The following is a 25,897-nucleotide window of genomic DNA, read 5'->3' on the forward strand; positions in this document are numbered from 1 at the left end:
AATAAGTTCAGGTTCAATTTCAGACAGCCAGGAGATAAGCGCTTTGCAACCATCAGCATCATTGGTGAAACGTTTTACTTCTTCTGTTGGAATGACACCAACATCAAGAATAGCTTTAGAAACATCAATGCCGATAAACAGATTCTTTCCCATAGTCTTTCTCCTTTCCCGTTCTTGCAGAATGCGGGATCCAGATGGTCCCCAGTCAACTGTTCGGGCTATTGGGAGGAAGGGAATGACGCCTTACGCTCTGTGACGGGCTTGGTGTCCCAAAACACGATCAAGCTGTCATTCCCTGGCTACTTGAAAGAACATTAGATGCTACACGCTGAACATACAAGACACAGAGGCACGGAGAAAAGCACAAAACCGAAGGGCAAAACAAGTCTTTAACTATATTTTAAACTTTGATTTACCCCTAATTGCTTTTTGTCATTCTCTGTGTCTCCGTGCCTCCGTGTTTCAACATGAATTTAAATCAGCTTATACTCTTTCATAATGGCTTCCAGCTTCGCCTTGTTGGCATCGCTCATCGGCACCAGCGGCAGGCGGACCTCATCAGAACATTTACCCATCATCGCCAATGCGGTCTTGACCGGTACCGGGTTGCTCTCAATGAACATGGCGTTATTAATCTTGAGGGTCTGCAGATGCAGCTGGCGAGCCTTTTCAAGATCACCGGCAAAGAAAGCGTCGGTCAGATCGCCAATCGCCTTGGGCATAATGTTGGCAGTGACCGAGATCACCCCTTTGGCACCACAGGCCATCATCGGGAAGGTGATGAAGTCATCGCCGGAAAAGACATCAATCTGATCACCGCAGAGGGCCAACACTTCTGAAGCCTGTTGCAGAGAGCCGGTGGCCTCTTTGATGGCCACGATATTTTTGTGTCCGGCCAGACGTGCTACGGTTTCCGGCAGCAGGTTAACAGCGGTACGACCCGGCACGTTGTACAGGATCTGAGGGATTTCAACTGCATCGGCAATGGCAAGATAGTGGCGATACAGCCCTTCCTGGGTCGGTTTGTTGTAGTAGGGGGTTACCAGCAGCACCCCGGCCACACCAATCGCTTTGGCCTCGCGGGTCAGATGGATCGCCTCGGCAGTTGAGTTGGAACCGGTACCAGCGATGACCGGTACACGCCCTTTGGCCTGATCAAATACGATCTTGATGACGTTCAGGTGTTCTTCATTATCCAGAGTGGACGATTCACCGGTTGTCCCGCAGGCAACGATGGCATCGGTGCCGTTCTCGATCTGGAAATCCACCAATTCACGCAGCTTCTTCTCATCCACCGTACCGTTGGTAAACGGCGTAACAATGGCAACAATACTTCCTTTAAACATAACTGCCTCCCCTGACGTAAATAAAAAACCAAGCTACTGAAACTATGTGGTTACACTCTAAATCATGCAAAAGTATTGTCACGTTTGGTTATCAGCTGGCGAGCCAGCTGATAACAGGCCTCCACATGCTGATTACCGATATAGCGCATCATGCTGATACTGATGGCGGCTGCGGCCGCCTGCCCCACCAGCGGCACAAACCGGACCACACTTTTAACACCCACCCGTGCCCCCATTTTAGTAACCAGTGAGGTTACCAGGTTGGTGGTAACCGCCTTGCCAATCAGCCGGGAACCCAGGCGTTTGGCCAGATCAAAGGCCATAATCTTCAGCTCTGGGCTTAACTCTTCCACCTGCTCGGCTGAAAGGCCAAAGCGGGCATTGATCCGGGGTAACAACTGCATCAGCATCCCCACATCAGCCACCAGGTCGCTACCGGGTAACGGCACCAGCACCGCCGCCCCGGAAACCAGCGCTCGCTTGGTGACCATTGTGCGACAATCGTTACGGGCCTGTTCAATTTCATCCAGCGTAGCTATGGCCAGGTCAAGGCTCATGCCCTACCTCACAGACTGATTACAGAAACAAGGGAATCTGCTTCGTATGCTTATGTATCTCCACCAGACAGCCAGGATGACTCTACTGGCAGAGAAAACGCCCTTAAATATCGGCTAATTCGTTGAAAACGGTACTATATATAAAAAGTGGAATTTTTTAACACAGCCCCCGTTAAAAGTCAAAACGTGTTTATACGGTTGATAAAGGCGATCAACAGACCGTAATGAAAGTGGTTAAAGGGGAAATTTATCCGGGGCAGCAGCGCAAGCTCCGGTTCATCATCCTCAACCAGCAGCGGTTCACAACTGACAATCCGCCCACCCGGCAGAATCAGCTCTGGGAACTCCTGCTCAAGCAGATCAAGCTGCTCTGGCTGCAGCTCTTTGGTCAGCCGGACCACAATCAGATCATCATGGAAACGGATCGAGTGGTAGTTTTTGTAGAACCCTTCAATGACCGCAGCAGCCTCTGTTTCACTCTTGGTAATGGTAAATATCGAAAAGTCTTCACCAGAGATCAGCCCCTTGGCCAGCAACTGCTCCTTCACAAACTCAAAGAACTGCTCCCAGAAGCCATCACCATCATCCACCAGCACCAGCGGCTTGGGCGAGGTCTTGCCGGTCTGCACCAGGGTAAAGACCTCCATCGCCTCATCCAGGGTGCCGAATCCACCGGGAAAAACCGCCACCGCATCAGACTCTTTGACAAAGGCCACCTTGCGGTTAAAAAAGTACTTATAGGTAACCAGCCGGGGAGTGTTCTGCATGACCGGATTAGCACTCTGCTCGAACGGCAGCTTGATATTGACGGCAAAGGAGTTTTCGCTGCCTGCCCCTTCATTACCGGCCTGCATGATGCCGGGACCGCCACCGGTGATGATCATCCAGTTATGCTCGGCCAGCAGGCGACTGAAACGGATACAGGTCTGGTAGATAGGCTCCTCAGGTCTGGTGCGTGCAGAACCGAAGACGGTGACTTTTTTACGGTCACGGTAGGGACTAAAAACCCGGGTGGTATAGCGCATTTCCCTCAAAGTACGGTTGATCAGCTTCAGGTCTGGCAGATAGGTGGTCTCCTGCCCGATTTTAAGTGATGAAATAACCAGTTCGCGCACCAGATGGGGATGGGTGACTCCACCGGTGGCTGTTATCAGCCGATCAATCAGCTTATCCACTTCTTCATTGGTATGGGAAAAACTTAACTCCATGGCACCCCCGTCATAGCACTCAAACCGCGCAAATAGTGGCGCACACTAGCACAGTTCAAACCAGCTGTAAACCGCCGGACCTCGGGAATCACAGCTTGATTTTATCTGAAGCGCTAGTGTAGTATGCAACCTCTTTTGACAACTATTTGAGCTACAGAGACAAGGAGCCCGGCACCATGCTTGATGTGATACGTAAAAAGAAGGATTCGGTCGTTATCAAGGCCGTTTTCATCATCATTGTACTGTCGTTCATCGGCACCATCTTCCTGGTCTGGGGTAAAGGGGATGAGGGAATGGGCAGGTCAACCGGCTATGCTGCAAAGGTTGACCGCACGGTCATTTCCCTTGAGGCCTTTCAGAACGCCTACCAGAATATGACTGAAACCTACCGTCAGATCTTTGGTGGCAATTTCACCCCTGAACTTGAAAAACAGCTTAATCTTCGCCAGCAGGTGATTGATCGCCTGATTGACAGCACCCTGATCATGAAGGCAGCCAAGAGCCAAGGCGTTACCGTCAGCAAGGAAGATATTTCTGCTGCCATTGCAGCCATGCCTGCCTTCCAGCAGAACGGCAGCTTTGATTTCAGCCTCTACCAGCAGATGCTGAAGGCAAACCGGATTACCCCGGAAGCGTATGAGGAATCAAAAAAGCGTGAGCTGCTGATTGATAAGACCCGCAAGGCCGTGATGGATAAGGTGACCATCAGTGATGATGAGGCGTTGAAGCAGTTCCACAAGGAGCAGGACAAGCTGGAACTTTCCTATGTCTCCTTTGCAGCAGCAGATGTTGCGGGCGAAGTGAAACTTAGTGATGCTGACCTGCAGGACTTCCTGACTAAAAATGCCGAAAAATTCAGGACCCCCGAGAAGGTCGCGCTGTCCTGGTTTGTACTGGAAAACGCCAGCCAGACACACGCTCAACCGGTCACTGCAGAAGAGCAGAAAACCTTCTACGACAAAAACATGGATCGTTATCTTGACAAGGACAATGCCCCGATCCCCTATGAGCAGGTTAAAGAGCGGGTCAAGGCTGACGCAGTCCGCCAGAAGGCATCCAAGGCCCTCTATGAAAAGGCTGCCGACACCCTGTTCCAGAACATCAAGTCCGGCGACCTTGCCCTGGTGGCCGGCAAGCTGGGTGCAAAAATTCAGGACACCCCGCTTTTCAGTGCAACCACCGCTCCGGCAGCCCTGGCTGGCGAAACAGCCCTGATCAAGAAGGCCTTTGAACTGAAGCAGGGCGAGCTGGGCGGCCCGGTTGAAACCGTAAAAGGGATCTACATCTTCAAGGTCAAGGAGAAGAAGGCTGCTGAGCTGCCGCCACTGGCCCAGGTTCGTGCCACGGTTGAGCAACAGGTACGCGCCATAAAAGCTGCAGAACTGGCAAAACAGAAGGCGGTTGAGGCACAAAAGGCGCTGGCTGCAGGCGGTGCAGGCCTTAAGCTGCAAGCGACCCCTGCCTTTGGGTATAATGCCAAAGGCGATCTGCCTGGCATCGGCAGTTCAAAACCGCTGATGGAAAAGGCCTTTGAGCTGACCACTGCCAGTGCAGCCGCCTCTGAACCGATACTGGTGGGCAACCGCTGGTACGCAGTACGGCTGAAGCAACGCATTGCCGCTCCCCAGACCGACTTTACCCCTCGCAAGGATGAGATCAAAAAGCGGATGCTGCCTGCCAAGCAGGAAGAGACCCTGCGTAACTGGCTGAAAGAGCTGCGCAGCAAGGCTAAAATCGTCATTAATCCGGCACTTACCGCCGCTAACCAGTAACGCTGAAACCAAAGGAGAGCTGACATGTCCCAGCCTGTTAAACAAACCGATTTTCCCGGCCTGAAGCTGGTCGCCCGCGGCAAGGTGCGGGATATTTACGATCTGGGTGATGCCCTGCTGATGGTCACCTCAGACCGGATTTCCGCCTTTGATGTGATCATGAATGAGCCGATTCCTGACAAAGGGATCGTGCTGACCCAGATCTCAAAGTTCTGGTTCAGCCAGATGGAAGATATCATCCCTAACCACATCATCTCCACTGATGTGGCTGACTATCCTGCCGTCTGCCAGCCCTATGCTGATGTTCTGAAGGGCCGTTCCATGCTGGTCAAGAAGGCAGAACCGCTGGCTGCCGAGTGTATTGTACGGGGCTACGTCTCCGGTTCCGGCTGGAAAGACTACAAAGCAACCGGCTCCATCTGCGGCATCAAGCTGCCTGAAGGGCTGAAGGAGTCTGACCGTCTGGCTGAGCCGATCTTTACCCCCTCAACCAAGGCAGAGCTGGGTACTCACGATGAAAACATCAGCTTTGAAGAGATGGCAAAGGTCTGCGGCAAAGAGCTGGCCGAGCAGGCCCGTGAAGCCACCATCAGGATCTACTGCCGTGCCCGTGAAATTGCTGATCAGAAAGGGATCATCATTGCCGACACCAAGTTTGAGTTCGGTGTCTATGAAGGCAAGCTGATCATTATTGATGAATGCCTGACCCCCGACTCCAGCCGTTTCTGGCCCAAAGACCAGTACCAGCCCGGTGGCCCACAGCCCAGCTTTGACAAGCAGTTCCTGCGGGATTATCTGGAAACCCTGGACTGGGGCAAGACCGCGCCAGCCCCGCCGCTACCGGAAGAAATTGTGACCAAAACCGGCGACAAGTATAAGGAAGCACTGTTCAAACTGGCTGGAATTAAGCTGTAACCATCTATTTTCACGAACGTCATACCGCCGGCACATACCGGCGGTATTTTTTTTGCCGAAAATTTGACCAGATCCCTAAAGTGTGTATACTACCCATAAGAACATGCGGGAAAGGAGCTTGACCATGAAATTGGATGACGTCAAAAAGATTGCTGCAGAACTGGGAATTAAGGCGGGTAAACTGCGTAAGGCAGACCTGATTCAGCAGATACAGCAGGCTGAAGGTAATGACCCATGCTATGCCACCGGCAAGATGGCTGTCTGCGGTCAGGAGCAGTGCCTCTGGCGGGAAGACTGCAACTAACTCATTTTTCCTACGTCTTATCCCGATTCCAGTTCAAGGATGATATCAAGGCGGCGATGATTTCAGCGACGCAGGCGTACACGCAGTACGTTGAGGAGCCGAAGACGAGCCAACGAAGATAGCGCATTGAAATGGAACCGGGATTGCACAGAAAAACGCCCTGTCAGCATAGGCCAACAGGGCGTAGTCTTGAACAGACAGCAGTTCGCGTACTGCTTAGCGCTAGAGCCCTTCCTGACTCTTCAGGTGCTTACCCACCGCCCGATCTCTAACCGAGATATGCCGCAGCAACCAATCCAGCAACAGCTTGTTCGTATCCAGCACATGGTCAATCTGTACGCTACCGTCAGTACGCATCCGCTCTTTCAGCTCGGCAATCCGGGCGATAAACCCGACATGCTCAGCATGGTGCGCTTCGTAGTCAGGAAAACCGCTCTTTTTCTGCAGCACCTCTTCATCACCAAAGTGGCTGATCACATACTCATCCAGGAACGACAGCAGGTGCAGCACCTCTTCACGCCCCTTGCCTTCCTTGCAGGAGTTTAACAGCAGATCAAAGCGGGCCAGCAGCTCTTTATGCTGGCTGTCAATCTGATCAACCCCTATGGCAAGATCTTCTCTCCAGGTAATCCCCATCCTATGCCTCCCTGTCTGCTTCAGCAGACTTTTTCTTGTGTGCAGCTCCGGCCTTCTTTTTATGACCGGCAGCCTTACTCGTATCCTCATCTTCATCATGCATCCGTGCGTGCATCTTCTTCAGGGTCTGCGCAACCAGATAAAAGACCGTGCCTTTGGGAAAGCTGCCATTCTTTCCAGCGGCTCCGGCCTTGACACCGGTCAGGATCTCAATCCCCTCTTCAATGGTCTCAATGCTCCAGAGGTGGAACTGACCATCGGCAATCGCCTCCACCACCTCTTCTTTCAGCATCAGGTGCCGTTCATTGGTCTTGGGAATTATAACCCCCTGCTCACCGGTCAGCCCTTTGGCCTTGCAAACGGCATAAAAGCCTTCAATCTTGTGGTTCACGCCACCGATCGGCTGGATCTGCCCCCGCTGGTTGACGCTGCCGGTCACCGCAATCCCCTGCTTGATCGGTAGACCGGACAGGGCTGAAAGCAGCGCGTATAGCTCGGTGGATGAGGCACTATCCCCTTCCACACCATCATAATTCTGCTCAAAGCAGATCGAGGCAGACAGGGAAAGGGGGTGGGTACGGGCAAACTGCCCCCCCAGATAACCAGTCAGGATCAAGACACCTTTGTCATGGATCGGACCGGACAGTTTGACCTCCCGCTCCACATTCACCATACCGGCCTGCCCCAACCAGGTACGGGCGGTAATCCGTGAAGGCCGTCCAAAGACATGGTCCCCCAGGGAGATGACCGACAGTCCGTTGATCTGGCCCACCACGGCACCTTCGGTATCCACCATGATGGTACCGTCATCAAACAGTTCCTGCATCCGCTCTTCAATCCGGTTGACCCGGTAGAGCTGTTCCTCCGCAGCCCTGCGGACATCGCTGCAGGTGATCACCTGGTGACCATCACGCTCGGCCCAGAAACTGGCCTCACGGACAAAGTCGGCGATCTCCATAAAACGAGAGGAAAGTTTCTGCTGATCATCCACCATCCGGGCGGTATATTCCAGCAGACAGGCCACACCGGCCCGGTCAAAGTGCAGCAGCTTCTTGTCACGGCAGAGGGTGGCCACAAACAGGGCATATTCCTGCATGACCACCGGAGTACGGGAGACCGAGCTGTCAAACTCCGCCTTGACCTTAAAGAACTTGCGGTAGTCAGGGTCCTGATAATAGAGCAGATAGTAAATCCAGGGGGTGCCCACCAGCACTATCTTGGCTGAAAGCGGCACCGGTTCCGGCTTGAGCGACACCATGGTCATGAAGCGATACTGCTCCAGCACATCCTCAATCCTGATTTCAGCGGTACGGATGCAGCGCTTGAGTGAATCCCAGACAAACGGGTTGATCAGCACCTCGCGCGCATCGATCACCAGGTAGCCGCCATTGGCCCGATGCAGGGCACCGGCCTTGATCATGGTAAAGTCGGTCACCGCCACGCCACCGTACTGCATGACATGCTCGATCCTACCAAACAGGTTGTTGTAGGTGGGGTTAGACTCAAAGACAATCGGCGCCCCTTCTGTCTCCTTGTTATCCACCAGCAGGTTGACCTCGTAGCGCTCAAAACTGGGCTCCTGGCGGGCGATCTTCAGGCCGGGAATCTGGGGCTGCGTCGGTTGCGGCTTAAAATCTTCAAGGTTTTTAAGGATATCCTCCTGCACGGTTTCAAGGTAGGCCAGCACCTTCTCCAGACCGGCATACTTTTCCCGCAACGGGTCCAGGCGATGCCCCAGGCAGGAAAGCCCCAGTTCACGGTCGGCCTGGGCCAGGGCATCCTTGGTGGCCTTCTCGTTGTCCCGCACCTGACGCAGGACATCATTCAGACGCTCCGTCAGCAGCTTACCCTGTTCCTCCAGCTTGGTCCGTTCCTCATCGGTCAGGGCATCGTACTCATCCTGGGTAAAGTTATGGTCATCCTTCTGGGGTACAATTACCAGCCCGGAAACGGTCCGCTGCAGCGCAAAACCATGCTTTTCCGATTCGGTTTCAAGGGTGTCAAACAGCTCATTGCTTTGGGTCTGATACTGCTCCAGCACCTCAGTGCGACGGGATTCATACTCCTTGCTTTCCAGCGCCTTGGGGATATCCTTTTTGAACGCCTCCACCAGCTCCTTCATGTCAGCGGTCAGCTCACTGCCCCGGCCAGCCGGAAGCGATAATGAGATCGGATTATCAGCATCCTTGAAGTTATAGACATAGACCCAGTCGTCAGGGGTCGGTTCATCCTTGGCCCGTTGACGCAGCAGGTTACGAATGGTTGAGGTGCGTCCGGTACCGGTCTGACCGGAGATATAGAGGTTAAAGCCGGTTTCCCTGACCCCCAGACCAAATTCGATAGACCGCAGGGCACGCTCCTGCCCCACCGCATCCACCAGATCCGGCAGATCAGCGGTAGTGGTAAAATCAAACTGATCCGGGTCGCAGGTCCAGCGCAGTTTTTCTACAGGCAGTTGACACGACGTACGAACGGGCATTCCCCCTCCTCATAGTAAACAGTTACAACTAACGTTGGCCAGCCACGCAGACCTGGTTACGACCGCCATTTTTAGCACGATACAAGGCGGTGTCTGAAGCCTTGATCACCTCTTCAGCAGAGGCATACCGACCACCTGACTCTGCTACACCGATACTGACAGTCACGGAGACATCCCTGCTTCCATACGGCTTGGCACGGGCCACCTGCCCCTTGGAATCGTCTTTAGGACGTTCATCAGAGCGCAAGGCCATTTTATATTCCTCAATCGCTTTACGCAGTTTTTCAAGGTGCGGTGCAGCATCTTTGGCCGTTTTACCGGGGAAAATGACGGTAAACTCCTCTCCTCCATATCTGAAGGGACGCCCACCGCCGGTAACCGCCATCAGCCGACTTGCAACCACCTTCAGCACCTGATCCCCCACATCATGCCCGTAGGTATCGTTAAAGCGTTTAAAGTGATCAACATCCACCATGGCTATGGCGTAACTGCTCCCCAACCCGCGCAGCAGCTCATTCAAGGCCCGTCGAGAAGGGAGACCGGTCATATCATCCCGGAAGGCCATGTTATGGGAGTCCTGAATAATGGCCAGGATAAAGATCAAGCCGATGGCACTGTTGAACACCGGAGCAATATAGGGTGTATCAGGCTGTGCCAGCAGCAGCCCAAAGGCGAGCGCCGCTCCGAAAAAAGCGCCGTCGAGGGGGGACTGACGCTGCCAGGCACGTGCGACAATGACTCCGACAGCCAGTAACAACAACAACAGGCTGATCTGAGGGAGCTGATACACCTCAAACAGCCGGGACTGAATAATTGGCCTGGTCAGTGCCGCCCACATGGTTTGGCTTCGCTGATGAAAGGTAATCCAGAAAATCAACAGCTGAAACAGCACAAAAGCCATCCGCATTCTACCGGCGCTGCCGATGATCCCCTTTTCACTCATCAGTGAGATGATCAGCAGATTGAACGGAAGTAGCACGGCAAAGCCGTGATACACCAGAAACGACTCAGGCGTTTCCAGGCCTTGAGCACCATAGTGTGATGCATAGTAATAGAATGAGGTTGACAGCAACAGCACCAGACAGGTTCTGCCCCTCTTGAAATGGTAGGCTGAGGCCACGGCAACGATCGCCAAAAGATAGGGAGCAATGGCCAGCAGCTCCTGGTGGGTCGTTGAGAGTGTTGGCACACGGGAAAGAGACCAGCAGGAAAAGAGCAGGACCGTTACGGGAAGGAACAACGTTGAGAGGTTTCGGACCATAGAACGCAGACCTTGTCAGTTACGCCTGATCGGAACGGGCCATGAGCGATGCGACGGCACGTCCGACCGCCTGCTGTATCGGCGGAGTATCAGGCAGCGTTGCAGCCAGCTTCAGCAGATACTCCCGCTCCAGCAGCAGCCGCCTGGTGGTGGCACAATTAAGATCATAGACCCAGGAAATCTGGAGCAGCTTGAAATCGTTCAGCACCCTGGCCTGATCCAGCTTGACAATCTTGCCAGCTGCCAGGGCATCAAGGCAGACCTGGGTAACCTCCGGCAGATCAGGGAATCCCAGCCCCACTGCCGAGGCACGCTCTGACTCGGGTAGCTGGTAAAACTCCAGAAAGACCCTCCAGATATCAAGTTTATCGGCATCACGGATCAGACGGATAAAGCGACCCGTAGGGGAACTGATCTGATCCGGCAGCTCCAGCAGATTGTGGAAGCGAACCGCTTCTTCTATCAATAGTCGTTCTTCAGCAGGCAGGTGATCCAGCAAGGTCTCACTACGAATTACCTCAACAGACAGACGGGCGTGGTTGTCAGACTCGCTGTCACGAAAGGTACGCCAACGCCGGTACTGTGGAAAACGCCCGACATCATGCAGCAGGGCCACCGCAGATGCCAATAACGTATCTGCTTCATTCAGTCCTTCACCAGCAGCCAACGCCTCCATACAGGCCACCACCTGTCGGGTATGCTCCTGTTTGAGACGAATATTCCTCAGACCTTCAGGATCCAGATCCTCAAAGCTGGCCACATAGCGATCAAACCACTGCTGCAGCTGGTGAAGATCTGCCACCTGCATTACTCTTTACTCCCGGTGTAGATGGATGCAATACCAAAGGTAAGTGGCTGACAGCGTACCGATTTGAACCCGATATCGGTCATGGTGGCGCAAAATTCCTCGCTGGAGGGGAATTCCATAACCGAGTCCGGCAGATACTTGTAGGCGTTGTAGCTTGAGAACAGTCCTCCGACAAAGGGAAGAATCCGCTTGAAATAAAAGTGATATCCCCATCTGAACAGTGCCGAGCGGGGGGTTGAGAACTCAAGGATCACCAGCCGTCCACCAGGCTTGATCACCCGCCAGAGTTCTGCCAGACCAAGGCGACGGTCAACCACATTACGGATACCAAAGGCGATGGTGACCGAATCAAAGGTACCGGCACCAAAGGGCAGATCTTCACAGGGGGCGACCTTGAAATCAATCCGATCAGCATAGGCCGAGGCCGCAATCTTGGCCTGCCCCAGGGCAACCATTTCAGGACTGAAATCCGCTCCGGTAATCTTGAGCGAAGCTGGCGTTACCCGCGCAATCTCAAGTGCGACATCACCGGTACCGGTGGCAACATCCAGCACCCTACCCCCTTCAGGAGCCTTGATCAGCCTGACGGCGGTCCGCCGCCAACGTTTGTCGATCCCGAAGCTAAGCAGATGGTTAAGGAAGTCATAACGGGGGGCGATGGCATCGAACATCTGCTGGATCTGCTCCCCTTTTTGCGATAGCCTGAACATGGTTTTTTTGTACCCTTCAGCGAATGTTTGATGATATAAGACAAGGCCTTATCATCTACCATACTTTACGGCTCCATGCCAGCAGAAACGCCCCAAAACCCCGCTGCTACTGCAGGAGAATCGACCGCCATGCCCCAGTTCAGAGTTCAGGACATCCTTGACATACTGATCATGAGTATTCTGATCTATCAGCTCTATTCATGGTTTCGGAAAAGCCGCGCCATACAGGTGATGGCAGGCCTTGGTACCATTACGGCCATCTATTTTGTCACCCGCCAGACCGGCCTGCATATGACCAGCTGGGTCTTGCAACAGCTGGGCACCGTCATCATCGTAGTGATCGTCGTCATTTTCCAGAACGAAATCCGCCAGACCCTCTACCGCTTCAGCAAGCTCAGGGAACTGGTGGGAGCTGACAGCAAACAGCACTGCTCCGGCCCCAACACCATTGCAGATTCAGCCTTTGCCCTGGCAAAGGCCCGCTGCGGTGCCATTATTGTCTTCCAGCGCGCCGACCAACTAGATGATCACCTGAGCAACGGCACTCAACTGGAGGCCCTGGTCTCTGCCCCACTCTTAAGCAGCATATTTCAGGACGGCACCCCGCTGCACGACGGGGCGGTTCTGATCCGCGATGAACGGATCGTACAGGCCGCCTGCCTACTACCGCTGTCCGATGCACAGCATCTTCCCCAACAGTATGGCACCCGCCACCGGGCAGCCCTGGGCCTGACAGAACGAACCGATGCCATAGTGCTGGTCGTATCAGAAGAACGGGGAGAGGTGTCACTGGCAGAAAGAGGAGAATTGACGGTCTTCCAAACTGCCGAACATCTCAAACGCAAGCTGGAAGCACTGTTCACCCCCGAGGACCAGCAGCAGAAACGTACCTTAGCAAGGCGTATCTTTAGCGATCTGCTGCCAAAATCAGCAATACTGTTGGGCGTTACCGTTATCTGGTTACTGCTTTCAGCCAGACAGGGAGAAGTGGCCATTGTACCGGTACCGCTTACCTTTCATGGCCTGCCCGAAGGAATGACCCTGACCCGGGTTTCCCCTGAAGAGGTAACGGTGCGTCTTCGCTCAAATTCCGGCCTCACCCCCTCTCCCCGCCTGCTCGACCTGACTGCCGACCTTGATCTTGGCTCTGTCCAGGAAGGACACAACACCCTGCGGGTTTCACTCTCCCACGTCCGCGTTCCGTCCGGCATGACAGTGGTAGGAATTGAGCCGACCTCCGTAAAAATCGTTGTGAAGGCGCCGCAAAAACCAAAATAGTGGCACGCTTGCTGCATATAGACGACAGACGCCAAAACTTGACAAAAAAGAATATTTGTTATATTAGCTATAAACCTGTTTCAAAAAAATCTTCAGGAAGGAGGACACATGACGCACCGCTTACGCCTGATACCAGCCATCTGCCTGCTACTGCTTGCCCTTCCCCTGTCGGCCATCGCCTCCAAGACCCACCAGGTCCGCACAAAAGAGACACTTCCCAGCATCGCCCGTAAATACCGTGTCTCGGTTGAAGAGCTGAAGGCCGCCAACAACCTGAGTAGCACCCGTATCGCCAAAGGGGCTACCCTGATCATCCCTTCCAGGGCAGCAGCACAACCACTCATCGAAAACTGCAGCACCTATACCGTTGCAAAAGGGGATACCCTTCCCAAAATTGCCAAAAAAACCGGCAAGAAAATGTCAGAACTGCGCCGGATCAACAAGCTTAAGGCAAACAAGGTAAAGCCGGGACAGATCTTAGCCCTGGCTGATACTGCGGCCACCTGTGATCTTACCGCTGCCCGGCAGACACGTGGTAAACGTCTTGAGCTGGTAAACAGTGACCTGCTGAACGAGCAGGAAATGAGCAGCACCTTGGCTGAGCTGTCTGACATTGATGCAGACACCCCGGTTGACCTTGCCAAAAACCTTGAAGAACGCTCCACCGGCTTTTCCACCCTGCAAAAATCAGCCTATGGATTTTTAGGAGCTCGCTACCGCTTTGGCGGTAACAGTCGCTATGCCCTGGACTGTTCAAGCTTCACCCAGCAGGTTTTCCGAGAACAAAAAGTCAGTCTGCCCCGTACTGCCCGTGAGCAGTTCAGGATCGGCAATGAAGTTCCCCGTGGCGACCTGCGTCGCGGCGATCTGGTCTTTTTCCGTACCTATGCACCCTTTGCGTCACATGTCGGCATCTACCTTGGCAACCGCAAGATGATCCATGCCTCATCAGCAGAACACCGGGTGGTTATCTCCTCCATGGATACCCCCTACTATCTGTCACGCTACCTGGGAGCCCGCCGGATAAATAAGGTTAGCTCCGACTCTATCGACATTAGTGAGTTGATGTACGGTATTGAAGAAGAGAAGGAAGCTGATGTGCTTGCCAATGACCATCTTGGCCTGAACCTGCCGGAGCCACTTACTAAATAATTACCACGGACCAACAACACTTTACGGGCTCAGACACTGAGCCCGTTTTTTTTGCCTTAACTGGTTGTTGAAAAACGTTATGAGGAAGCACGGCTACAAGGCGTAGGTCGCACAGCGACTGAGGCATAACAACTAGTTAGACGAAAAAGCGAGCACCGCGCAACGCCGTAGACGGGCTCCGCAGTAGTTTTTCAACAGCCTGTTAAACAGAACAGACCCTATTTTTTATGCATACACTGCTCGCCTACACAACCAGATCTGCACACAAGAGCAGGCCAGATGAGTTCGAAAGCCTTCTGCCGATCGGCCTCTGTTCGCTCCATGCCCTGTTACGCTCACAGCAAATTCCGGTAACGTTAGCAAACTTAAGCAACATGACCAATCGCCAGATCATTGATCTGCTGGTACAGACACAGCCAACCGTTGCAGGTCTTTCCCAATGGACGCACAATCGTCATGCCACCCTGGAGCTTGCACGACTGATCAAGCAAACCTTGCCAGACTGCAGTATCCTGCTGGGGGGAGGACACGCAACCCATCAGGCAGAACTGATTCTGGAACAGCATCCCGAGGTAGACCTGATAGCCGTTGGCGAGGCCGAGCAGACACTGCTGGATCTGCTGGATGCCTTGCAAACCGACAAGCCACTGGCAGAGATCCCTGGGCTGGTTATCCGCACCACTGATGGCATTCTGCGCACAGCACAGCGGCAGCCCTGGCCCGATCTTGATTTTTTACCCTTCCCCACCACTTGGCTTCATGAAGCGATTAACGTTACCACAACCTTACAGGCCGAGTTCATCAGCAGCTCCCGTGGCTGCCCGGCCGCCTGCAACTTCTGCGCGTCCCCTGCCTTTTGGGGCCGCAAGATACGCTATCGATCAGCAGAGTCGGTAGCTGAAGAGATGTTGTCTATCCGTGAACAGTATGGTCTGATCTACCTGTCATTACGTGACGACACCTTTACTTCAGACCGACGTAGAACCGTTGCCCTCTGCCAGGAGCTGATTGAAAAGCGGGTCAACATCTTCTGGAACTGCCAGTCCAGGGTTGAAGCGATTGATCAGGAAACGCTTGAATGGATGCGCCGGGCAGGCTGTGAGTGCGTACAGCTTGGGGTTGAGTCCGGCTCACCGGACATTTTAAAACTGCTGGGCAAGCGGATCCTGCCTGATCAGATCCGTACCGCCGCCAACCTGATCAGGCAGGCCGGTATGCAACTTTCTGTCTACCTGATCACCGGTATCCCGGAGGAACGTGACAGTGACCGGCAACAGACCATCAATCTGATCAAACAGATTCAGCCTGACGATCTGCAGGTGGCGCCTCTGGCCTACTATCCAGGCACCGCCTTGTTTGAAACAGCAGTCAACACAGGAAGACTTCAGCAGAATCTGTTTGAAACCAGCCAGGAAGAGGCGGTACTGGCAGAGCAGGATGGCCAACGTAAAGTCACACAGCTACTCTCCCGCACTGCCCGCTACCGCCAGAACGCCAGCATCAAACAGCTGCTCACTATTCAGGAAAAATCCGGCTACAGCGCCGTTACCGCCATGCAGGCAGGTGATGCCTATGCCGCTGAAGGAGAACTGCAGCGGGCAGAAGAACAGTACCAACTGATTACACAAAAAGAACCGGATCACCCCTGGGGCTGGTTCTTGTTGGGAGAGCTGTACGAACAGACAGATACGCACCGCAAAGCGGAAGCATGCTACCAAAAGATACTGCAACTGGTCCCTCGAAACGGGCCAGCTGCAGAGGCACTGCAGCGTCTAAGACAATAAAAAAGGGCGCCTGAACCTACGTTCAGACGCCCCTTCTGCTTCTTAAATACCAGTTAGACTTACTTCACAACCTCTACCGCCTGGGTCAGCACCAGCTGATCAAAGGTACGATTGAGAGCCTTGCTGGGGAAGTTCGGCAGGGCCGGTGCATCTGCGTACTTAACCTTGTCACCCTTGGCAACCTTCATCGGCAGGGCTGCAACCCAGATCTTCTTGCCATCATCATGCTGCACCTGCAGATAGATGTACTGGCCACCATCAAGAACTTCCAGCACCTTACCGGTCTTGGAAGGAACCCCTTGCGGTACTGACATCGGCTTCAGGCCTGCGTGGGGATCAGCCTGGGCACCAGCGTGGGCGGCATCTTTCGGCATACCGGGCTTGCCTTCAGCGGCTGGCGGCATACCACCCACCGGCGGATGGCCGGCTGGCAGCGCTGCTGCTGTCTGCTGATTGGTGGGGGCTTCGGTCTTTGGTTTGTCCTGACAACCTGCCAGGGCAAGTGCAGCGATCATCAGTGTTACGATAGTTGCTTTCACTGTCTCCTCCTGTGTAGTGGTGCGAATTATTGTTGGATAGTACCATACCAAACCGATGGAGAACAAAGAAAAAAGCGTCCTTGCTTGCCCTTGACCGATTGTGTGGTATACAGCCAACAGCTCCTAAGGAGGTGCCACCATGTTTGAATCCGCAGAGCTTGGCCATAAAATCAGTAAAGAGGTCTACAAAAAGGAATTGCCGATCCTGCGGGAGGCACTGCTGGATGCCCAGTTGGACCTGCTGCAATCGGCAAAGTTTCCGGTGATTATCCTGCTGGCCGGTGTGGACTGTGCCGGCAAGGGCGAAACCATGAACCTGCTGCACGAGTGGATGGACCCCCGCCATATAGAATCCCACGCCCAGCGTGAGCTTACTGACGAAGAGCGTGAGCGCCCCCCCATGTGGCGTTACTGGCGTGATCTGCCCCCCAAGGGAAAGATCGGCATCTTCATCGGTTCCTGGTACTCGGCCCCGCTGGTGGATAACGTCTATGGACGGACCAAAAATGCCGAGCTTGATCAGCAACTGGACCGGATTATCCGTTTTGAAACCATGCTCTGCAATGAAGGCGCCCTGATCCTCAAATTCTGGCTACATCTGTCAGAAGTCCAGCAGAAGAAGAGACTAAAAAAGCTGGAAAAAGACCCAAAAACCAGTTGGCGGGTCAATGACAGTGACTGGAAGAACTACAAACAGTATGATCGCTTCAGGCTTGTGTCGGAACGGATGCTACGCAGCACCAGCACCCCCGAGGCCCCCTGGACTATTGTGGAAGGGGCTGATGACCGCTACCGTTCACTCTCAATCGGCAAAGCGATCAATGACGCCCTGCGTCGTCGCCTTGACGCCCCGGAAACACCACAGGCCAGTGAGCCACTGCCACCACTTTTCAGTTCCATTGATGGTCTGCAGATTCTACAAACCCTGGACATGACCAAAAAAATCATCAAGAAAAAATATGATGATGAACTTGAAACCCTGCAAGGCCGCCTGAACCTGCTTACCCGCCACAAGGATTTTGACAAGATTTCAGTGGTTGTCCTGTTTGAAGGCAATGATGCCGCTGGCAAAGGGGGCAGTATCCGGCGCATAACCCAGGCACTTGATGCACGGGCCTACCGGATCATACCGATTGCCGCCCCCAGTGAAGAAGAACGTGCCCAGCCCTATCTGTGGCGTTTCTGGCGGCACCTTCCCCGCCGGGGACGTTTCGCCATCTTTGACCGTTCCTGGTATGGCCGGGTACTGGTTGAGCGGGTAGAAGGATTCTGCAGTCAGGCAGACTGGATGCGTGCCTATAGCGAGATCAACGATTATGAAGAACAGATGGTTCGTAACCACACCGTCGTGGCTAAATTCTGGCTGGCCATCACCCAGGATGAACAGCTGAAGCGCTTTAAGGAGCGGGAAAAGATCGGCTTTAAACGGTTCAAGATAACTGAAGAAGACTGGCGTAACAGAGAGAAATGGCCACAGTATGAGCATGCGGTCTGCGATATGATTGATCGTACCAGCACCGAGATCGCCCCCTGGACACTGGTGGAGGCAAATGACAAGAATCATGCTCGCATAAAAGTTTTAAAGACGCTTTGCACCCAGATCGAACAGGCACTTGCAAAACTGTAGACATCGCTGTATACACTGAACGTAACTCTTTCCAACAGACCGCTGTTAAAAAAGGATTGTCCTATGCCAATTCCAGTCGAGGTGCTGACCGCCCTCAACACTACCCCTGATCTGTTTGCAAAAAATCTGATTGACGATACCCGCAGCGTCTACTCAACCATGCTGGGTCTTGATCTGATGCACCTGCCGTTGGAAGTTGATCCGATGGAGCACTTCAAGGACTGTGTTTCTGCCATGGTTGGCCTGGCCGGTACCTATAACGGACTGATTTCAATCCATCAGCCCTGTTCACTGGCCATGAAGCTTACTGAAGCGATGCTGGACATGGAGGTTACTGAGGTGGATCAGGATGTCTTTGACGCCCTGGGAGAGATCGCCAACATGGTGGCAGGTAACGTCAAACAGCACCTTTCAAAGGGTGGTCTGGATGTCCGGCTCTCAACACCGTCAGTGGCAACCGGAAGTGACTACATCATTTGCACCAAACAGGCCAATTCAATGAACCTGCTGTTTGATCTGGATGAAGAGTGGTTGTTGGTAAGTATTGTACTTGAGATGGACTAGGGAAGCGCAACAAAGCAACGCTCTGCCCGGCGCAACAGCATAAAGAAAAACTCTTTTACCGGATGGAGTTGATACGATCTGAAGGGGTTACGGATATAACAGGGACGTGAACCGGCCAACAGCGCAGACAGGCAGCCGGTCAGCAAACGATCATCAACCATAAGAATCGATGACAGGGGAACTGAAGCCAGTTCCCCTGTTTTTATAAGACCATTAGGATATGGTTTTTTACGCACACCAGACACAAAACCTATGCCAGGGAAATGGGTAGCAAACCAATCCACCCTGGGACCAAAGGGACGGTTTGAGAGGATACAGACCCGTTCTGCACCAAACACCGCCACGGCACGCCGCAGCCAATCCGTCACGTCAGGTAACGGCTGATCAGCCCCATGGTGAGCCAGCACCCCGTCAAAATCAAGGGCAAGAGCCTGCACGCCACACGCTGCCAACGCCGCCGGGTCCTGATCCAGCAGCGTACTGGTGACTGGCGTTTCCACAACCAGCTGCCTTAGCTGTTGCCGATACCGCCAGCCCACCGTTATCCCCTTCAGAATATGACCGATGACACTACTCCTTAAAGGGGCACTTCTGGGCCTTACTGACCAGGTAGTAGACAATCCCCAGCACCAGCAGCGTAACCGTCAGGAAGGCCTGGGTCTTCAGATCATCATGGCGCAGGGTAGAGATCAGAATCTCCCGCACCATCGCCACAATGATCACCCCCACAAAGACCAGAATATTGAAACTGCCCCCCTTCAGGTTCTTGATCTCATTATCAAGCAGCTCGATCATCATCCAGAGGATCAACATGGCACCCAGGGCTGACAGGATTCCCTTTTCAACATCACCATGAAATATATTCATGATATCGCTGACAAACAGCCCTACCACACCGATTGAAACCCCGGCCAGAGCCAGCACAAGCACCAGATTCAGGCCATAGGTAAACCGTTCAGAAAGATGAATCAGGCCTGATTCCAGTGAGCGGGACACAAACACCTTGCGCATCTCTGCATCACGGTAAGAAGAGGTCATCACCGCCAGGTTCATATCCAGGATCTTGTCCACAGATTCACGGAACATGCGGCGCTGATCACGATCTTCAAAAGTATCATGAATCATATGCTGGATGGCGTGACGCACATGACTCATGGAGGCGTTCACATAATGCACCGGCAGACCGACCCGCACATGGGCCTGACCGATCCGTTTCAGAGAACGAAAATACTCCTCATCATACTCGCCTGAAAACAGGGTGCGAAACCAATGGCGGTGAAAGGCCTCAAGCCGGTCTTTGTCTGAGCTTTTCAGAATAATCCGTTCTGTTTCAGGATTTTCATACAGATAATTCATGAAATGCCCGGCCAGATTATTCAGATACTCCTCTGCAACCGGCAGCAGATCATGCAGGTTTGCTGCATCATCATCGGTAAAGTGGTATTGATCCCTCAGTTTTGCCATACTTTCCATCAGTGTTCTCCTCTATATAACAAATCTTATTACTGGCCATAGCGCCAGGCAGCAGAGCAACTTCCTTCACTGGAAACCATGCAGGCCCCCACCGGTGTCTCCGGGCTGCAGACCGTACCAAACAGCGGGCAGTCCGCCGGTGCAATCCGGCCGGTCAGCACCTCGCCGCAGCGGCAGCCAGCCGGTTCACTGGCATCCGGCAGCTCAATCTGAAATTTTCGGGCAGCATCAAAGGCAGCATACGCCTCACTCAGCACCAGACCACTGTCAGGCAGAACACCCAGCCCCCGCCAAACAGCATCAGCCGGTTCAAAGAGATGCCTGATCAACTCCTGAGCCTTGGTATTACCTTGTCGCGTGACTGCCCGGCTGTACTGGTTTTCAACCCGGGCCTGGCCAGCGCGGCATTGTCGCACCAACATCAGCACCCCCTGCAGCAGGTCCGCCGGTTCAAAACCGGTCACGACGCAGGGGATGCCGAATTTTTCAGCCAGGGGCAGATAGGCATCAGAGCCGATCACCGTACTGACATGGGCCGGACAGAGGTAGCCCCTGATCTTCAGCTCCGGGTCTGCAGACAAGGCCTGCATCGGGCCGGGCATGGTCTTGTGGCTGGTCAGCACAGAAAAATTACCAAGCCGCTGCTGTTGTGCCGCTAGAATCGCTGCTGCCACTGTGGGGGTGGTGGTCTCAAAACCGACCCCCAGAAATATCACCTGCTTCTCAGGCAGTTCGGTAGCCAGCTTGACCGCATCAAGTGCAGAATAGACGATCCTGACATCAGCCCCTTTAGCCCGCTCTGCCATCAGGGATGAGCATGAACCAGGCACCCGCAGCAGATCGCCAAAGGTGGTGATGACCGTATCCGGCAGGCCTGAAAGGGCAATGGCATGGTCAATATAGCTGACCGGTGTTACGCAGACCGGACAGCCGGGACCAGATACCAGCTTGACCTGCTCCGGCAGCAATGATTTCAGGCCGAACTGGGCAATCGCCATGGTATGGGTGCCGCAGACCTCCATCAGACGCACCGGCTCCGGCAACTGCCGGGCCTCGTCTGCTATGGCGGCAGCCAGCCCCTGCACCAGCCCGCGATCACGGTATTCATCCTGAAACTTCACGCCATATCCTCAGGGGTAAAGATCTCCCGCATTATCCGCAGGGTTTCTTCCGCCTCAGCCGGGTCGATCCGCGAGATGGCGAATCCGGCATGCACGATCACATAATCCCCCACCGCCACCGGATCACCCAACATCATCAGACTGGCCTCACGCTGCACGCCATCAATCTCGGCCACAACCATATCATCACGTATTTCAAGTACCTGCATTGGCACACCAAGACACATTGTTATCCCCTCCTTAACAGGGCTTTAAAAACGTCATGAGGAAGGCCGGATACCAGGCGCGCGGAGCGCAACGACTGAGGCATAACGGACCGGTTAGACGAAGAAGTGAGCACCGCGCAACGCCGTAGACGGCCTCCGCAATAGTTTTTAAGGCCCTGTTTGTGCAGCTATTGCTGCCTGCCCCAGGGCAATACCACCATCATTAGGCGGCACCAATCTATGTATAAAGACTGAAAAATGAGATTTTGCCAAGAAAGTATACACCAACTCGGTTAAAAGACGATTCTGAAACACACCACCGGACAGCACCACACGATCTAAACCGGTTTCCTTACGGATCAGCGCACAGCCATCCACCACTGCCATAGCCAGACTGGCGTGGAAGGCCCAGGCCAATGATGCCACAGGCTCGCCTGTTTGCAGCCGCTGCAGCAGTCCCAGCAGCATCGGCAGCGGATCAAGCTGAAACGGCCTGCCCGGTTGCAGCTGATACGGCAGCAGATCTGTTGTTGCTGCCGTCTCTGCCAACGCCTCCAGCGCCATACCAGCCTGGCCGTCAAAGCTGTTACGGGTAGCCGCCCCGGTCAAAAAGGCAACCGCATCAAACAACCGACCGGCACTGGAGGTAAACGGCGCATGAATCCCCCGCTCCAGCATGGCCTCCAACAGTTGACGCTCTGTAGCGGAAAGTATCGGCATGCCTGGCAGTTGCCAGACAGCATCACCAAGCGATTCCCAAAGCCAGGCAGCAGCCATCCGCCATGGTTCACGGGCCGCAACATCGCCGCCGGGCAGGCGCACCTGTTTCAGATGGCCGGCCCGCTGCACAGCTGAATAGCCCCCCACCAGAAACTCGCCCCCCCAGACCGTGCCATCATCCCCCAGACCGGTGCCGTCAAAGATCACGCCGATCAGGTCGCCATCCAGACCGTTTTCAGCCATGCAGGAGGCCAGATGGGCGTGGTGGTGCTGGACTCGTACCAGCGGCAGCCCCAGTTCTTCGGCATAACGGGTGGAGAGGTAGTCCGGATGCTGATCGCAGACCACCCACTCCGGCCTGATCTCCATAATTGTGCTGAGATGACCAATCGTCTGGCGAAAGGTATCCAGAGTGGCCTCATTTTTCAGATCACCGATATGCTGGCTGAGAAAAGCCTGCCTGCTGCGGGTCAGGCAGACCGTATTTTTCAGTTCTGCCCCCACTGCCAGAATAGTTCCAGACTCAAACGGCAGCAGCACCGGTCGCGGTACATAGCCCCGTGAACGACGGTAAAAGAGCGGCCTGCCCTGAAAGACCCGCAGCACCGAATCATCGGTTCGCACCTGTATTGGCCGGTTGTGAGTCAGGATGGCATCGGCAATGCCGGACAGTTTTTTCTGCGCTTCCTGATCATCCGCAATCATCGGCTCATCAGAGGCATTGGCGCTGGTCATCACCAACGCCTTCAACGTGGTATCGGCAAATAGCAACTGGTGCAGCGGCGTATAGGCCAGCATCAGACCGATCCAGCGGCTGCCTGGGGCAACCAGCCCGGAGACCGGCGAATCAGCCCTGCTGCGCACAATCACCACCGGCGCCTCGGCTCCGGCCAGCAGCCGTTCTTCCATCTCTGAGAGATCTGCCAACTGCCTCGCCGTTGCCAGATCAGGCACCATCACCGCAAACGGCTTTTCATCCCGCTTTTTGCGCTGCCGCAACCGGGCCACCGCCTGATCATTGCAGGCATCCACTGCCAGATGATAGCCGCCCAACCCTTTCACCGCCACAATCTTGCCCTGTTGCAGCAGGACAATCGCCTGCCCCAGCGGATCAGCATGTGGGGGAATCAAGGACAGCTGAGGACCACAGGCCGGACAGGCGATCGGTTGGGCATGGAAACGGCGGTCAAGGGGATTACTATATTCTTCTTCACATTCAGGACAGAGAGGAAAGCCAGCCATGGTGGTCAGGGGACGATCATAGGGGATGCCGGTCACAATGGTCCAGCGGGGACCGCAGTTGGTGCAGGTGATAAAGGGATGCTGGAAACGACGGTCAGCAGGATCACACAGTTCTCTCAGGCAGTCAGCACACAAGGCGCTATCCGGGGCAATCTGGGGTTCACGCCTGCCATCGCTGCTGGCAAGGATCACAAAGCCGGTTTCTTCGTCAATAATCGGGATATCGCTTGAATCAAGCGAACTGATGACTGCCAGCGGCGGCAGCTCTGACTGCAGGCGGCAGCTAAACGCGGCAAGCTGTTCCTCCCCACCCTGCAGCTCAAGCTCCACCCCGGCCGGCGTATTGCGCACCCAGCCAGTCAGGCTCAGCTCAGTTGCCAGGCGAAAGACAAAAGGGCGGAACCCCACCCCTTGGACAATGCCGGTAATGATGGACTGCTGGCGGATCATATCCACGATTGTGCAACAAGCTGTTGCACAAATTGTTCATCCGGCCAAGCTTCTGCAACCTTCCGCATATACGTTAGGTTTCTTGGAGAAAAACCCTTCATATCAGTAAACTCAGCACGCAGATCCTTTGCCAGTCGCTCAACGATCTTGGCCCCCCATCCTTCCCGTTCCTGCCGCTCCAAAATATCACGGCCAATCTGCCAGTAGAGCAGTACCAGCTCGCGGTTGGCTGCCAGAGCTGCCCGTATTCTGGCAGAGCGAATGCGATGCTTCAGGTCTTGCAAAAACTTCCTGTAGCTTGTGGTGATCTCATTGGTGGTCATGGTTTGACCCAAAACAGTTCGATTGCCAGCATAGCAATTCCTCCTTTTCAGATTTCTCTTATGACCATTTCGGTGGCGTAGGGAGCAGTACTTTTTTCAGTCACTTTCAAACTGATGGCAGCTTCAAGTGCCTGTATTGGGGTTGCGTTGAATTGAGTGAGCTTGTAGGCGCTATCTTTGAGGAGTTCTGCAAGTGAGAAGGTCATGAATGTTCCCTGTAGGTATTTTGGAGAATCAAGTCAGCGGAAGCGTGTAAAGCTTAAGCGCTGACACCGACATAATCGCTAAAAACATGGGGATTATGGAGTAGGATGGCATTACGTTCTATCACGGTTAATATTTAAATCATCAATCCCAAGCAATTCCCGCTCACGATCCAACTCAGCCCTCAGTTCATCTTCAGTTGGCAGTACCAGCCGGTATTTACTTGCAAAAAGCTGTTCATTCTCCGCCAGCACCGAATAACGCACCACTGAGGCATCTTTCTGGGCACAAAGGATAATGCCCACCGTCGGGTTGTCATCCTCCCCGCGCTTCAGGTCATCATACATCCGTACATACATGTCCATCTGGCCGATATCCTGATGGGCCAACTCATCTGTTTTCAGATCAAATAGCACAAAACACTTGAGCAGATAGTTGTAGAAGACAAGGTCAATATAAAAGTCCTTACTCTCGGTACTTATCCGCTGTTGCCTGGCAACAAAAGCAAATCCCTTGCCCAGCTCCATCAAAAACGACTGCAGATTGTCTATCAAAGCCTGCTCCAGCTTGACCTCTAAAAGCTTGCCGGGACTTGGCAGCCCCAGAAACTCAAGCAGTACCGGATCACGTACAAACTCCCGAGGCGAAGGAGGCAGAGCGGCAATATTCGTATCAGCTTCATCAATAACCGCCTTGCGGTCCTGGCTGGCCAGCAAACGCTCGTAATAAAGCGTGCCGATCTGCCGATCAAGGGCACGGGTAGACCAGTTTTGAGTGGCAGCTTCCAGCATATACCACTCACGGGCTTTCTCATTTTCAACCCGTAAAAGCAGCCGGTAGTGAGTCCAGCTTAATTCGAGACGCAGTGCGTCTCGAATTGGAAACAGTTGATAGAACTGCCTCATTTTACGGAGGTTGGTCGTGTCAAAACCTGTTCCAAACTCAATTGTCAAGGCATCTGCCAAACGTGGAAGCAGGCGGGCTCCATATTCGGCACGACCAGCACCCCTCTGTTCAAATTCAACGATATGCCGCCCCATCTCCCAGCAGGTCTGCACCTGCACAACATCAACGGCACGCAGTACCTGCTGCCTGGCGGCAACAATCAGCTGCCGCAGGTTATCCAGCAGGCTTGTGACTGGCGCATCGTCCTTATTGTTCTGTACAACGTTAGTGCCCATAGCATCTGCTCCGGCTGTTAATAGCTGCGGCTATTTA

General features: G+C 53.9%; 25 protein-coding genes. 8 read left to right on the forward strand and 17 right to left on the reverse strand.

Annotation, left to right across the window (positions count from 1 at the left end):
• Positions 1-473: 473 nt before the first annotated feature.
• The 3 genes from dapA to B5D39_RS15230 form a co-directional block, all read right to left on the reverse strand.
• Positions 474-1,346, reverse strand: a complete 873-nt coding sequence (dapA, locus tag B5D39_RS15220) for a 4-hydroxy-tetrahydrodipicolinate synthase (RefSeq protein ID WP_078791319.1) — start codon at positions 1,344-1,346, stop codon at positions 474-476.
• A 62-nt stretch (positions 1,347-1,408) separates the two neighbouring features.
• Positions 1,409-1,903: a hypothetical protein gene (locus B5D39_RS15225; protein ID WP_078791320.1), complete on the reverse strand. Its 495-nt coding sequence runs from the start codon at positions 1,901-1,903 to the stop codon at positions 1,409-1,411.
• Between the two features lie 179 nt (positions 1,904-2,082).
• Positions 2,083-3,111: an LOG family protein gene (locus B5D39_RS15230; protein ID WP_078791321.1), complete on the reverse strand. Its 1,029-nt coding sequence runs from the start codon at positions 3,109-3,111 to the stop codon at positions 2,083-2,085.
• 176 nt (positions 3,112-3,287) lie between these two features.
• Here B5D39_RS15230 and B5D39_RS15235 point away from each other — a divergent pair, with 176 nt between their 5' ends.
• The 3 genes from B5D39_RS15235 (at position 3,288) to B5D39_RS15245 (ending at position 6,102) form a co-directional block, all read left to right on the forward strand.
• The gene (locus B5D39_RS15235) at positions 3,288-4,883 is read left to right on the forward strand and encodes a peptidylprolyl isomerase (RefSeq protein ID WP_078791322.1); all 1,596 of its coding nucleotides are present in this window, start codon (positions 3,288-3,290) and stop codon (positions 4,881-4,883) included.
• 24 nt (positions 4,884-4,907) lie between these two features.
• Positions 4,908-5,798 (forward strand): phosphoribosylaminoimidazolesuccinocarboxamide synthase, encoded by an 891-nt coding sequence (locus B5D39_RS15240; protein ID WP_078791323.1) that lies wholly within the window; start codon positions 4,908-4,910, stop codon positions 5,796-5,798.
• A 124-nt stretch (positions 5,799-5,922) separates the two neighbouring features.
• Complete coding sequence (locus tag B5D39_RS15245; protein WP_078791324.1) at positions 5,923-6,102, forward strand: Rho termination factor N-terminal domain-containing protein; 180 nt, start codon at positions 5,923-5,925, stop codon at positions 6,100-6,102.
• Between the two features lie 222 nt (positions 6,103-6,324).
• On the opposite strand, the gene B5D39_RS15250 is transcribed toward B5D39_RS15245, so the two are convergent.
• From B5D39_RS15250 to ubiE, 5 genes are read right to left on the reverse strand one after another with little or no spacing between them, the layout of a single operon-like run.
• On the reverse strand, positions 6,325-6,738 hold the full coding sequence (locus tag B5D39_RS15250; protein ID WP_078791325.1) for a bacteriohemerythrin: 414 nt from the start codon (positions 6,736-6,738) through the stop codon (positions 6,325-6,327).
• Position 6,739: 1 nt separating this feature from the next.
• On the reverse strand, positions 6,740-9,217 hold the full coding sequence (locus B5D39_RS15255; protein WP_078791326.1) for a Lon protease family protein: 2,478 nt from the start codon (positions 9,215-9,217) through the stop codon (positions 6,740-6,742).
• 28 nt (positions 9,218-9,245) lie between these two features.
• Positions 9,246-10,478 carry a GGDEF domain-containing protein gene (locus B5D39_RS15260; protein WP_078791327.1) on the reverse strand — a complete coding sequence of 411 codons (1,233 nt, stop codon included), beginning with the start codon at positions 10,476-10,478 and terminating at the stop codon, positions 9,246-9,248.
• A gap of 19 nt (positions 10,479-10,497) precedes the next feature.
• The gene (locus B5D39_RS15265; protein WP_078791328.1) at positions 10,498-11,286 is read right to left on the reverse strand and encodes an HD domain-containing protein; all 789 of its coding nucleotides are present in this window, start codon (positions 11,284-11,286) and stop codon (positions 10,498-10,500) included.
• Positions 11,286-11,996 (reverse strand): bifunctional demethylmenaquinone methyltransferase/2-methoxy-6-polyprenyl-1,4-benzoquinol methylase UbiE, encoded by a 711-nt coding sequence (gene ubiE, locus B5D39_RS15270; RefSeq protein ID WP_078791329.1) that lies wholly within the window; start codon positions 11,994-11,996, stop codon positions 11,286-11,288. Before ubiE ends, B5D39_RS15265 begins: the two co-directional genes overlap by 1 nt.
• Before the next feature lie 129 nt (positions 11,997-12,125).
• On the opposite strand from ubiE, the gene cdaA reads away from it, so the two are divergent.
• From cdaA to B5D39_RS15285, 3 genes are all read left to right on the forward strand, one after another.
• Positions 12,126-13,274 carry a diadenylate cyclase CdaA gene (gene cdaA / locus B5D39_RS15275; protein ID WP_078791330.1) on the forward strand — a complete coding sequence of 383 codons (1,149 nt, stop codon included), beginning with the start codon at positions 12,126-12,128 and terminating at the stop codon, positions 13,272-13,274.
• A 108-nt stretch (positions 13,275-13,382) separates the two neighbouring features.
• On the forward strand, positions 13,383-14,426 hold the full coding sequence (locus B5D39_RS15280) for a C40 family peptidase (protein WP_078791331.1): 1,044 nt from the start codon (positions 13,383-13,385) through the stop codon (positions 14,424-14,426).
• A 227-nt stretch (positions 14,427-14,653) separates the two neighbouring features.
• On the forward strand, positions 14,654-16,210 hold the full coding sequence (locus tag B5D39_RS15285) for a B12-binding domain-containing radical SAM protein (protein ID WP_078791332.1): 1,557 nt from the start codon (positions 14,654-14,656) through the stop codon (positions 16,208-16,210).
• A gap of 59 nt (positions 16,211-16,269) precedes the next feature.
• Here the strand turns inward: B5D39_RS15285 and B5D39_RS15290 are convergent, their stop codons facing one another.
• Positions 16,270-16,749 carry a hypothetical protein gene (locus B5D39_RS15290; protein WP_244161430.1) on the reverse strand — a complete coding sequence of 160 codons (480 nt, stop codon included), beginning with the start codon at positions 16,747-16,749 and terminating at the stop codon, positions 16,270-16,272.
• 139 nt (positions 16,750-16,888) lie between these two features.
• Between B5D39_RS15290 and pap the strand changes: the two genes are divergently transcribed.
• Together pap and B5D39_RS15300 are read left to right on the forward strand one after the other, a co-directional pair.
• On the forward strand, positions 16,889-18,376 hold the full coding sequence (pap, locus tag B5D39_RS15295) for a polyphosphate:AMP phosphotransferase (RefSeq protein WP_078791333.1): 1,488 nt from the start codon (positions 16,889-16,891) through the stop codon (positions 18,374-18,376).
• A 63-nt stretch (positions 18,377-18,439) separates the two neighbouring features.
• A complete protein-coding gene (locus B5D39_RS15300; protein ID WP_078791334.1) occupies positions 18,440-18,940 on the forward strand; it encodes a chemotaxis protein CheX in 501 nt (166 codons plus the stop codon).
• On the opposite strand, the gene B5D39_RS15305 is transcribed toward B5D39_RS15300, so the two are convergent.
• The 8 genes from B5D39_RS15305 to B5D39_RS15335 all read right to left on the reverse strand — a co-directional run bounded on the left by B5D39_RS15305 (position 18,937) and on the right by B5D39_RS15335 (position 25,860).
• Entirely contained in the window at positions 18,937-19,479 is a 543-nt protein-coding gene (locus B5D39_RS15305) for a hypothetical protein (protein WP_244161431.1), read from the reverse strand. The two genes, B5D39_RS15300 and B5D39_RS15305, sit on opposite strands and share 4 nt — an antisense overlap.
• Positions 19,480-19,510: 31 nt before the next feature.
• Positions 19,511-20,413 (reverse strand): protoglobin domain-containing protein, encoded by a 903-nt coding sequence (locus tag B5D39_RS15310; protein WP_078791335.1) that lies wholly within the window; start codon positions 20,411-20,413, stop codon positions 19,511-19,513.
• A gap of 29 nt (positions 20,414-20,442) precedes the next feature.
• The gene (hypD, locus tag B5D39_RS15315) at positions 20,443-21,534 is read right to left on the reverse strand and encodes a hydrogenase formation protein HypD (RefSeq protein ID WP_078791336.1); all 1,092 of its coding nucleotides are present in this window, start codon (positions 21,532-21,534) and stop codon (positions 20,443-20,445) included.
• Positions 21,531-21,761: a HypC/HybG/HupF family hydrogenase formation chaperone gene (locus B5D39_RS15320; protein ID WP_078791337.1), complete on the reverse strand. Its 231-nt coding sequence runs from the start codon at positions 21,759-21,761 to the stop codon at positions 21,531-21,533. Before B5D39_RS15320 ends, hypD begins: the two co-directional genes overlap by 4 nt.
• 147 nt (positions 21,762-21,908) lie before the next feature.
• Positions 21,909-24,152 (reverse strand): carbamoyltransferase HypF, encoded by a 2,244-nt coding sequence (gene hypF / locus B5D39_RS15325; RefSeq protein ID WP_078791338.1) that lies wholly within the window; start codon positions 24,150-24,152, stop codon positions 21,909-21,911.
• Positions 24,149-24,475: a DUF1016 N-terminal domain-containing protein gene (locus B5D39_RS15330; RefSeq protein ID WP_078791349.1), complete on the reverse strand. Its 327-nt coding sequence runs from the start codon at positions 24,473-24,475 to the stop codon at positions 24,149-24,151. The genes hypF and B5D39_RS15330 overlap by 4 nt, the downstream gene beginning before the upstream one ends.
• A gap of 47 nt (positions 24,476-24,522) precedes the next feature.
• On the reverse strand, positions 24,523-24,681 hold the full coding sequence (locus tag B5D39_RS16970) for a hypothetical protein (RefSeq protein ID WP_153304313.1): 159 nt from the start codon (positions 24,679-24,681) through the stop codon (positions 24,523-24,525).
• Positions 24,682-24,792: 111 nt separating this feature from the next.
• Complete coding sequence (locus B5D39_RS15335) at positions 24,793-25,860, reverse strand: PDDEXK nuclease domain-containing protein (RefSeq protein ID WP_078791339.1); 1,068 nt, start codon at positions 25,858-25,860, stop codon at positions 24,793-24,795.
• Between the last annotated feature and the right edge of the window lie 37 nt (positions 25,861-25,897).

Origin of the sequence: Trichlorobacter thiogenes, assembly GCF_900167465.1 — a bacterium.
Taxonomy (GTDB): domain Bacteria; phylum Desulfobacterota; class Desulfuromonadia; order Geobacterales; family Pseudopelobacteraceae; genus Trichlorobacter; species Trichlorobacter thiogenes.

Coding starts and splice junctions, on each gene's coding strand:
- dapA (WP_078791319.1), bottom strand. CDS start 1,346: ATGTTTAAAGGAAGTATTGTTGCCATTGTTACGCCGTTTACCAACGGT.
- B5D39_RS15225 (WP_078791320.1), bottom strand. CDS start 1,903: ATGAGCCTTGACCTGGCCATAGCTACGCTGGATGAAATTGAACAGGCC.
- B5D39_RS15230 (WP_078791321.1), bottom strand. CDS start 3,111: ATGGAGTTAAGTTTTTCCCATACCAATGAAGAAGTGGATAAGCTGATT.
- B5D39_RS15235 (WP_078791322.1), top strand. CDS start 3,288: ATGCTTGATGTGATACGTAAAAAGAAGGATTCGGTCGTTATCAAGGCC.
- B5D39_RS15240 (WP_078791323.1), top strand. CDS start 4,908: ATGTCCCAGCCTGTTAAACAAACCGATTTTCCCGGCCTGAAGCTGGTC.
- B5D39_RS15245 (WP_078791324.1), top strand. CDS start 5,923: ATGAAATTGGATGACGTCAAAAAGATTGCTGCAGAACTGGGAATTAAG.
- B5D39_RS15250 (WP_078791325.1), bottom strand. CDS start 6,738: ATGGGGATTACCTGGAGAGAAGATCTTGCCATAGGGGTTGATCAGATT.
- B5D39_RS15255 (WP_078791326.1), bottom strand. CDS start 9,217: ATGCCCGTTCGTACGTCGTGTCAACTGCCTGTAGAAAAACTGCGCTGG.
- B5D39_RS15260 (WP_078791327.1), bottom strand. CDS start 10,478: ATGGTCCGAAACCTCTCAACGTTGTTCCTTCCCGTAACGGTCCTGCTC.
- B5D39_RS15265 (WP_078791328.1), bottom strand. CDS start 11,286: ATGCAGGTGGCAGATCTTCACCAGCTGCAGCAGTGGTTTGATCGCTAT.
- ubiE (WP_078791329.1), bottom strand. CDS start 11,996: ATGTTCAGGCTATCGCAAAAAGGGGAGCAGATCCAGCAGATGTTCGAT.
- cdaA (WP_078791330.1), top strand. CDS start 12,126: ATGCCCCAGTTCAGAGTTCAGGACATCCTTGACATACTGATCATGAGT.
- B5D39_RS15280 (WP_078791331.1), top strand. CDS start 13,383: ATGACGCACCGCTTACGCCTGATACCAGCCATCTGCCTGCTACTGCTT.
- B5D39_RS15285 (WP_078791332.1), top strand. CDS start 14,654: ATGCATACACTGCTCGCCTACACAACCAGATCTGCACACAAGAGCAGG.
- pap (WP_078791333.1), top strand. CDS start 16,889: ATGTTTGAATCCGCAGAGCTTGGCCATAAAATCAGTAAAGAGGTCTAC.
- B5D39_RS15300 (WP_078791334.1), top strand. CDS start 18,440: ATGCCAATTCCAGTCGAGGTGCTGACCGCCCTCAACACTACCCCTGAT.
- B5D39_RS15310 (WP_078791335.1), bottom strand. CDS start 20,413: ATGGAAAGTATGGCAAAACTGAGGGATCAATACCACTTTACCGATGAT.
- B5D39_RS15320 (WP_078791337.1), bottom strand. CDS start 21,761: ATGTGTCTTGGTGTGCCAATGCAGGTACTTGAAATACGTGATGATATG.
- hypF (WP_078791338.1), bottom strand. CDS start 24,152: ATGATCCGCCAGCAGTCCATCATTACCGGCATTGTCCAAGGGGTGGGG.
- B5D39_RS15330 (WP_078791349.1), bottom strand. CDS start 24,475: ATGACCACCAATGAGATCACCACAAGCTACAGGAAGTTTTTGCAAGAC.
- B5D39_RS16970 (WP_153304313.1), bottom strand. CDS start 24,681: ATGACCTTCTCACTTGCAGAACTCCTCAAAGATAGCGCCTACAAGCTC.
- B5D39_RS15335 (WP_078791339.1), bottom strand. CDS start 25,860: ATGGGCACTAACGTTGTACAGAACAATAAGGACGATGCGCCAGTCACA.